Below are 285 nucleotides of genomic sequence, written 5' to 3' on the forward strand. Positions count from 1 at the left end.
TGGTCGGCGACGGCGCGCCATTGTGTGCTTGCGGCCTCGGCCGTTTCCTGGGCGAAGGCGGTGGCGATGAAAGCCGAGACGACGCGGCGCCCGCTCTTGCCGGCATGGGCCAGCACGTTCCTCATGAAGTGGACGCGGCAGCGCTGCCAGGTGGCGCACAGCACCTTGGTGACGGCCGCCTTGATGCCTTCATGGGCATCGGAGACGACGAGCTTGACGCCGCGCAGGCCGCGGCGGGTCAGCTTGCGCAAAAACTCCGTCCAGATCGGCGCGGCATCAGACGTG

The 285-nt window shown here is 68.4% G+C and carries 1 protein-coding gene; it reads right to left on the reverse strand.

Annotated features, from left to right (window positions below; translation table 11 throughout):
- Window positions 1-285 (reverse strand): transposase (locus BQ8482_RS27500; protein ID WP_208867863.1); only part of this gene is annotated, 285 nt, incomplete at both ends.

Source organism: Mesorhizobium delmotii, assembly GCF_900149755.1.
GTDB classification, from domain to species: Bacteria; Pseudomonadota; Alphaproteobacteria; order Rhizobiales; family Rhizobiaceae; genus Mesorhizobium; species Mesorhizobium delmotii.